6 protein-coding genes are annotated in these 7268 nt (G+C 68.8%); 3 read left to right on the top strand and 3 right to left on the bottom strand.

What is annotated here, in order from left to right:
* On the top strand, positions 1 to 288 hold a 288-nt coding region (locus JWQ89_RS07415), incomplete at its 5' end, for a hypothetical protein (protein ID WP_299639731.1).
* Positions 289 to 1445: 1157 nt separating this feature from the next.
* Here the strand turns inward: JWQ89_RS07415 and JWQ89_RS07410 are convergent.
* On the bottom strand, positions 1446 to 2900 hold the full coding sequence (locus JWQ89_RS07410; RefSeq protein WP_299639729.1) for an alpha-glucosidase/alpha-galactosidase: 1455 nt from the start codon (positions 2898 to 2900) through the stop codon (positions 1446 to 1448).
* A gap of 87 nt (positions 2901 to 2987) precedes the next feature.
* Between JWQ89_RS07410 and JWQ89_RS07405 the strand changes: the two genes are divergently transcribed.
* Positions 2988 to 3851: an AraC family transcriptional regulator gene (locus JWQ89_RS07405; RefSeq protein ID WP_299639728.1), complete on the top strand. Its 864-nt coding sequence runs from the start codon at positions 2988 to 2990 to the stop codon at positions 3849 to 3851.
* Positions 3852 to 3966: 115 nt separating this feature from the next.
* A complete protein-coding gene (locus JWQ89_RS07400) occupies positions 3967 to 5754 on the top strand; it encodes an EAL domain-containing protein (protein ID WP_299639726.1) in 1788 nt (595 codons plus the stop codon).
* Here JWQ89_RS07400 and JWQ89_RS07395 read toward each other — a convergent pair.
* Together JWQ89_RS07395 and JWQ89_RS07390 are read right to left on the bottom strand one after the other, a co-directional pair.
* Positions 5751 to 6572 (bottom strand): CoA ester lyase, encoded by an 822-nt coding sequence (locus tag JWQ89_RS07395; protein ID WP_299639724.1) that lies wholly within the window; start codon positions 6570 to 6572, stop codon positions 5751 to 5753. The two genes, JWQ89_RS07400 and JWQ89_RS07395, sit on opposite strands and share 4 nt — an antisense overlap.
* A 2-nt stretch (positions 6573 to 6574) precedes the next feature.
* On the bottom strand, positions 6575 to 7268 hold a 694-nt coding region (locus tag JWQ89_RS07390), incomplete at its 5' end, for a CoA transferase (protein WP_299639722.1).

Raw genomic sequence — 7268 nt, 5'->3', positions numbered from 1 at the left:
GCGGGGATGTGGGGGGTGGTGGGGCGGTGGCGGTGGCTTGCGGCGGTGCGAACGTGGCGGTCGCGGGTGCGGCGGAAGGGGCGGTGGACGGCGGTGCAGGGTTGGCAACTGGCGGTGGCGCAGGGGTGGCAGCTGGCGGTGACGTGGGCGGGGCGGCCGGCGATTGCGTTGACGTGGCTGTGGGCGGCGCCGGGAGGGCAGCTGGCGGAAATGCGGTGGGTAGTGCCGGCGGGGGTGGAGCGGTGGTGGTGGCGAGTGGGAGCGCGGGGGCCGGTGCTGGAGCCGTGAGGGCGGCAGGCGGGGCGGGGCTCGCGATGGGGACCGGTTGCGGAGGCAAGGGTGGGTGAGGCTGTGGCGGCTGGGCGGTGGAGATGGTCGGGATGGGGGTCGAAGTGAGGACCGGCGGGGTGGAGGCTGGCGGGGATGCCGGCGCCGGGGCGCTTGCTGGTGGCGCTGGGGGCATGGGCGGTATCGGCGCGGGGGCGGCGCCCGCGGCCGGCGTAGGAGGCAGGACGGTCGATGTGATCTGGGCGGGCGCGGAGGCGATTGCGGTCGACGGTGGGGGCGCGGGCGCTGTCGGCGTGGCTGGGGACGTTGGCGCCGGGATGGCGGCAGAGGTAGCCGGCTGGGGGATGGATTGGGATAGCGGCGCTGGCGGCCGAGGGGCGGGGCCGGAGGGCGGGGCAGACGATGTCGGGGGTTGAGGTGTCGTGGCCTGCGGGCTTCGGGGTGTCGGCCTGCTCGTAGGGGCGGGGAGGCTCGGGGGCGGCGCCTGCGGCGCGATGCTGGGCGCGAGGGTTGGTGGTGGTGAGGCGGTCGGCAGCGGTGCTGGCGGCGTGAGCTGGGGCGGCGATGGTGGCGCGGTGGGTGGTTGTGGCAGGGCCTGGATCGGCGGGGGTGCGGGTGGGGCGGGTTGGACCGCTGCCGGCGGGGGCTGCACGGTGAGGGTGATGATGGCGGGCTGGCCGGTCGGCGTGGGGGCGACGGTGAGGGTCACCGCGGTGTTGAGCGGCAGCGGGGTCTCGAGCTTCAGGACGAAATTCTCGCCACCGGCGGTGAGCTGGGTGAGCCCGGCGGCGAGCTGGGCGGTGACCTTGGCGTCAATGCTTTGGCCCATGCGGAGGACCAGCGCGTCGAGGGTGGCGCGGACGAGCTTGATGGCCGCCAGCGCCGGGTCGGCGGCGGGTTCGGGGCGGGTGGTCAGCTGGGCGAGGAGGGCGGCGACGTCAGGCATGCCGCCAGCATGCAGGGAATCGGGTTAACGGGGGTTAACGGGTCGCGAATCTCCGGTTCGGAGCGTGTGGCCACCCCCACCCTTGATCCCTCCCCACAAGGGGGAGGGAGACGACTGAGCGATACGCGGACTCGATAGGCCGGTGGCTGGGGACCCCCACCCTCAGTCCCTCCCCGCAAGGGGGAGGGGGACGATGGGGGATGGTCTGGTGCTAGTGGTGGGCGCCCTTCATCTCGCGCAGCTCTTCGACCGAGCGGACGACCTTGCGGGCGGCGCCGGCCCAGTCGGTGGTCTTCACGGTGCCCTTCGCGAGGCGGGCCTTGGCGGCGGGGATGGCGTCGGCGTATTGCGGCAGCCACTGAGCCTGGGCGACGACCATCTCGTCGACCATCTGCCAGACCTCGTCGGGGGTGCAGATGGCGCCCACCAGCGGGTCGTGCAGCACGGCGAGCTTCAGCATGTCGATATTGCCGGTCATGGCGGCTTCGACGCTCATCCGTTGCACTGAGATCGAGACCGAGCAGGTGGCGGCGCAGGCCATCGGCAGCTCGATGCCCTCGACCATATTGATGCCAAAGCGGTCGACGAAGCCGGGGCTCTCGATGATGGCGTCGGCCGGGAGGTTCCTGATGATGCCGTTGTTGCGCACGTTGAAGTGGCCGCGATAGGTGCGGCCGGTCTCGCGGGCCTCGATGATGTAGCTGGCGTGCTCGGTGGTCCGCTTGTGCTCGCTGAGCGGCTTCACCGCGTCGGCCTTGAACTTGGGGAAATCGGTCTCGAACCAGTTGCGGCGCTCGGTCGAGTGGCGGAGGTAGCCGCCGGTCTCGCCATGGATCCAGTCGCTCATGTCGATCCAGCGCTCGATCTCCTCGGGGCGCTTGCGGTACCAGGGGAGGTATTCCGAGAGGTGCCCGTTGCTCTCGGTCGAATAGACGCCGAAGCGCTTCAGGACGTCGATGCGGACCTTTTCCTGCTTCGAATAGACCGGGTGCTTCTCGAAGCCGGCGATCAGTTCGTCGGCCTCGATCTTCCGGCCCTTGGCGCGGATGTCGATGTACCAGGTCTGGTGGTTGATGCCGGAGCAGACATAGTCCAGGTCCCTGTCGTCGACGCCGAGCACCTGCGCGATCTGGTGGGCGCCGTGCTGCACGCCGTGGCAGAGGCCGACGATATCGACGCCGCCGTAGAGATCGGCGGCCCAGGTGTTCATCGCCATCGGGTTGGCATAGTTGAGGAACAGCGCGCCGGGCTCGGCGACCTCACGGATATCCTTGCAGAAATCGAGGATCACCGGGTTGTTGCGCTGGCCGTAGTGGATGCCGCCGGCGCAGTTGGTGTCGCCGACGCACTGGTCGACGCCGTATTTGAGCGGGATGTTGACGTCGGTGGCGAAGGCCTCGAGCCCACCGACGCGGACGCAGCTCATGATGTAGCGCGCCCCAGTGATCGCCTCGCGGCGATCGGTGGTGGCTGTCACCCTGGCCGGCAGCTTGTTGACGGCGACGATCGACGAGATGATCTGGTGGATCATGTCGAGATTGTGGGCGTTGATATCGGTGAGCGCGAACTCGACATCGGCGAATTCGGGCACCTTGAGCAGGTCCGAGATCAGGGTCTTGGTGAACCCGACCGAACCGGCGCCGATGATCGCGACTTTGAACGACATGCCGTTCCTCCCCTTTGAAACCGGCTCCATCTAGCGGGACGGGGGCCAAGGGGTGTAGAGGAAAGTCGTGCGCTCAAGGGTAATTTCATGCTGTCGGATCTGATTGCCCACGGGCACAAGGTACAGACCATCGCGCCGCCGCGCGGGCCGCTGGGCTTTCACGTAATGGCCACCGGGGCGGGCTTCGAGAAGCGCGTCAACGAGGTCTATAACTGGGAGGGGCTGAAGCGCGGCGACGCACCCTTCGTCATCATCCAGCACACCATCGCCGGGCGGGGCGAGCTCGACTACGCGGGCGCGCGTCACGTGCTCAATCCGGGCTCGACGATGATCCTGAGCTTTCCGCATGCCAACCGCTACTGGCTCGATCGTGGCCAGACCTGGGAGTATTTCTGGATCGGCGCCAATGGCCGCGAGGCGCTGCGAATGATCCGGACGATGATCGACCTCAAGGGGCCGGTGGTGACGCCAGCGGCCCCGGCGGTCGATCGCATGGCCGATGCGTGCCTGAGGCTGATGGGCGCGCCGGAGCTGCTGAGCGGCGAGGTCTCGGCCGCCGCGTACGAGGCGATGACGGCACTGCATGACGGGCTGTTCGGCGCGGCGCCGGCCGCCACGCCGGTGGCGCCGCCGATCGCGCGGGCGCAGAACTTCATCGCCACGCATCTTGGCGAACCGCTGGGGGTCGACCGGCTGGCACTGGTGGCGGGGCTGAGCCGGGCGCATTTCGTCCGGCGGTTCAGTGCCGAGGCGGGGCTCAGCCCGTCCGATTTCGTGTTTGCCGCCCGGATGGAGCGAGCGATGCGGCTGCTGGTGGCGACCGACCAGCCGGTTGCGGCCATTGCCACCGCGACCGGATTTGCCAATGGCAACTATTTCGCCAAGGCGTTCCGGCGGTTGCATGGAACGTCGCCGGGAGAGTACCGGAGCGCGGCCGCAGCCGGCGGATAGAGCTACGGGGCAGCCAAGCGTCACGTCGTTCGTACTTATTCGCTACTTAGGAACTACTTATCCATTCCTCCGGTAGCATGCTGATCGCCCGAACTGTCCGCCTTCCGAGGCATGCATGGCCGTGAAGCGATCTGTTGCCGAGCAGCAAGCCTATGGCGAGCCCTCGGAAGCGCTCGGCGTATTGGCGTCCGCCAATGAGCGCCTGCAGAGGTTTGCGGCCGAACTGGCGGGCGAGCAGGCGCGAGCGCGGGTCGAGCGCGGCTGGCTCCGCGCCATGATCGACCAGGTGCCGGACTATCTCTACATCAAGGACCGGGACTGCAAGTTCGTCATCGCCAACAGGGCGGTGGCGACCGATCTCGGACATGGCGACCCAAATACGCTGATCGGCAAAACCGATCTCGACGTCCATCCGCAGCAGCTGGCACGGCGCTACTACGAGGACGACATGCGCGTGGTGCGCGACGGCATCGCCATGCACGACCACGAAGAATATGTGGTGCGGCCGGACGGCACGCAGATCTGGCTCTCCACCACCAAGCTGCCGCTGCGGGCGCCGGACGGCACGATCATCGGGCTGGTGTGCAGCGCCCGCGACATCACCGAGCGGCGGCAGGCCGCGGCCCGCATCAACTTTCTCGCCTACCACGACTCGCTGACGGGGCTGGCGAACCGGGCGCAGTTCGAGCGCGACCTCGCCGCATTGGTCGAGCGTGCCGGACAAGGGCAACCTGCGACCCTGGTGCTGATCGATCTCGACCGCTTCAAGCATATCAATGACGCGCTGGGGCATGTGGCCGGGGACGATCTGTTGCGGCAACTGGCCAACCGGCTGTTCCAGGTGGTGGGACCGGCCGGTACGCTGGCGCGGCTCGGGGGCGATGAGTTCGCGATCCTCCTCACCGGCCCGGCGGCGGGCGCGGCGGAATCGATCTGCGCGGCGATGCAGTTGCAGCTGGCCCGACCGTTCCGGCTGTTCGACGATCCGGCGTTCGTCACGGCCAGCTTCGGCATTGCGCCGTGGCGGCGGGGGGCCGGGCCCGAAACATTGCTGCGCGAGGCCGATATCGCGCTCTACGAGGCCAAGGCCCGCGGCCGGGCGCGCTGGACGGTGTTCGCCGCGCCGATGGCCGAGAGCCTCGCCGAGAAGCGCCGGATCGAGCTCGATCTCAGGCGCGCGCTGACCGAGGGCGGAGAACTCAAGCTCGAATATCAGCCGATCTTTGCCGCCGACAGCAGCACGGTGCTGGGCGCAGAGGCGCTGGTGCGCTGGCAGCATCCGCAGCGCGGGCGGCTGTCGCCGGACATGTTCATCGGGGTGGCCGAAGAGCGCGGACTCATCGAGAAACTGGGCGAGTGGGTGTTCGAGGAAGCCTGCCGGATGCTGGTGGTTACGGCGGTTCCGTGGGTGGCGGTGAATGTTTCGCCGGTGGAATTGCGCAGTCGGCACTTCGTGGAGCGGGTGATCGCGACTTTGGCGGATCTTGGGATCGATCCCGGTCGGTTGCAGCTCGAGATTACCGAGGGGGTGCTGATCGATACTTCGGCGGCGACGGAGGCGGGGCTGACGCGGCTGAGGGCGGCGGGGATCCGGCTGGCGCTGGATGATTTCGGCACCGGGTATTCGTCGCTGAATTATCTGAGGCGCTACAACGTCGACAAACTGAAGATCGACCGCTCGTTCGTTGCGCAACTCGGGGTCTCGGGCGATGCGGAGGTGATCGTGCGCACCATCATCGACCTGGCGCGGTCGCTGAAGATGCAGGTGACGGCGGAGGGCGTCGCGACCGAGTGGCAGCGCGACTACCTGGTGGTGCGCGGCTGCCACGAGCTGCAGGGGTTCCTGCTGTCCGAGCCGCTGCCGCTCGAGGCGTTCGTCGAGTTTGCGGGGCTCGGCCGCTAGGACGCGAGGATGCGGCGGGCACGGGCGAGCACGGGGGCGTCGACCATGCGGCCATCGAGCTCGAAGGCGCCGGGACTGGTCGCCGCTGCGGCGAGGACCCGCTCGGCCCAGGCACGTTCTTCGGCCGTTGCGGAGAAGCCGGCGTTGAGCACTGGCACGGCGGAGGGATGGACGCAGGTGGCGCCATCGAAGCCGTGGGCCTTGGCTTCGGCGGCGGCAGAAGCGAGGGCGTCGAGGTCGGTGTAGTCGGCGCTCGATTGCAGGAGGCCGAGCGACAGCTTGCCCTCGGCCTTCGTGGCGTAATGCAGCATCAGCTTGGGATAGCGCAGCACGTCGGGAGTGGGCATGGCGCCGAGCGCAGTGGCGAGATCCTCGCTGCCGAGCGCGAGGCCGATGACGCGGTGGTTGGCGGCGATGGCGCGGGCATCGAGCAGCGCGGCCGGGTCCTCGACGAGCGCGAGGAAGGAGAGGGCGGCGCGGCCGATGGTGGCTTCCTCGGCGCGCAGGGTGCCGGCGAGGGCATCGAGGGCGCCGGAGGACTGGACCTTCGGCACCATCAGGCCGAAGGCGCCGGCGCGGCAGGCGACGAGCGCATCGTCGCGCTGGCGCGGGCCGGAATTGATGCGGACGAATACCCTGGCGCCGTTGCGGCCGACGGCGGGGACTGCCGCCGCGAGGCCCTGCCGGGCGGCATCCTTGTCGGCCTCGGGGACGGAATCCTCGAGATCGAGGATGACGGCGTCGGCGCCGCGCTCATGGGCCCTGGCGAGGAAGCGCTCGGAACTTGCCGGAACGTAGAGCAGCGAGCGGAGGCGCATGGTCAGGCTCCGATACTGGCCGGATCGACGCCGGCCTCGCGGAGGACTTCGGCGGTGTGCTCGCCGAGTTCGGGCGCGGGACGGCGGAAGGTTCCGGGGGTTTCGGAGAGGCGCGGCAGGATGTTGTGCATTGGGAGCGAGCCGAAATCCTTGTCTTCGACATCGACAATGATGCCGCGGTCTCGGAAATGCTGGTCCGCGGCGATATCGGCGATCGAGTAGATGGGGCCGACCGTGGCGCCCGCTTCGCGCATGATGCCGAGGGCTGCGTCATGAGTATGGCGGGAGAACCATTCGGCGACTGCGGCATCGACGAGATCCCGGTGTTTCACCCGGTCGGAATTGGTAGCGAAGCGCGGATCGGTGTTCATCTCGGGCTTGCCGATGACCTCGAAGATGCGGCGGGCGACCTGCGGGGTGGAGCCGGACAGGGCCACGTACTGGCCGTCGGCGCATTTGTAGACGTTGCGCGGGGAGGCGGTGTTGGAGGCGGAGCCGGAGCGTTCCTTGACCTTGCCGGTGACCGCGAAGATCGCGGCTTCGGGGCCGAGGACGGAGTACATCGGCTCGAGCAGGCTGAGGTCGATGACCTGGCCTTTGCTGAGGCCGCGAAAGCGGGCGAAGAGCGCGGTGACGGTGGCGTTGGCGCCGTAGATTCCGGCGATCATGTCGGCGAGGGCGAGCGGCGGCAGGATC

The organism is Devosia sp., from assembly GCF_028290645.1.
Taxonomy (GTDB): domain Bacteria; phylum Pseudomonadota; class Alphaproteobacteria; order Rhizobiales; family Devosiaceae; genus Devosia_A.
This window is presented reverse-complemented; position numbering and strand designations above follow the sequence as displayed.

Bases quoted from the DNA above. Each gene is read 5' to 3' on its own strand.
- JWQ89_RS07400 (WP_299639726.1), top strand. From the start codon at position 3,967: ATGGCCGTGAAGCGATCTGTTGCCGAGCAGCAAGCCTATGGCGAGCCC.
- JWQ89_RS07405 (WP_299639728.1), top strand. From the start codon at position 2,988: ATGCTGTCGGATCTGATTGCCCACGGGCACAAGGTACAGACCATCGCG.
- JWQ89_RS07410 (WP_299639729.1), bottom strand. From the start codon at position 2,900: ATGTCGTTCAAAGTCGCGATCATCGGCGCCGGTTCGGTCGGGTTCACC.
- JWQ89_RS07395 (WP_299639724.1), bottom strand. From the start codon at position 6,572: ATGCGCCTCCGCTCGCTGCTCTACGTTCCGGCAAGTTCCGAGCGCTTC.